Source organism: Sphingomonas sp. 10B4, assembly GCF_035019905.1.
Taxonomy (GTDB): Bacteria; Pseudomonadota; Alphaproteobacteria; order Sphingomonadales; family Sphingomonadaceae; genus Sphingomonas; species Sphingomonas glacialis.
In genome coordinates this window covers 1-391 of sequence record NZ_JASJVC010000217.1, presented here as the reverse complement: position 1 = coordinate 391, position 391 = coordinate 1, and the positions used below count along the sequence as shown (strand labels likewise).

The 391-nt window shown below is 59.6% G+C and carries 1 protein-coding gene and 1 pseudogene; both read right to left on the bottom strand.

Annotated features, from left to right (window positions below):
- Positions 1-237 (bottom strand): annotated as a pseudogene (locus QN347_RS19535) (biotin-independent malonate decarboxylase subunit beta); the annotation flags it as partial.
- On the bottom strand, positions 234-380 hold the full coding sequence (locus QN347_RS21035; protein WP_416350904.1) for a hypothetical protein: 147 nt from the start codon (positions 378-380) through the stop codon (positions 234-236). The pseudogene QN347_RS19535 and the gene QN347_RS21035, both read right to left, overlap by 4 nt.
- Positions 381-391: the final 11 nt, after the last annotated feature.

Here is a 391-nt window from a genome sequence, read left to right as displayed (position 1 = left end):
ACCGTGTACTTCACCGACGGCACCACCCATGAATCCGCCTTCCTGTGCAGCGGCAAACACGCGCTGACCAGCCAACTTCCCATAGCCGATGATGACTCCGTCGTCGAAGGAAACCGGGGCGTCAAGCTGCGGCAGATGCGGGCTGGTCCAACGTGCCGATGGTGGCAAAATTTCTTGAAACTGGCTGACGATGGCGGCGATGCGCTGGCGTGCCGTGGCTTCGAAATAGCTGCTCATGGTGTACGCTCCAGAAAGCTTTCCATCGCCTGATCCAAACGCAAGCTGACCACCGCCGGCGTGGCCCCCATATCGTTGATGGCGATGCGGATATCAGCGAGTTGCCAGCGCTGTTGAAAGTCCCGCATCACCGCTTGCCAGATCGGTGCAAAGC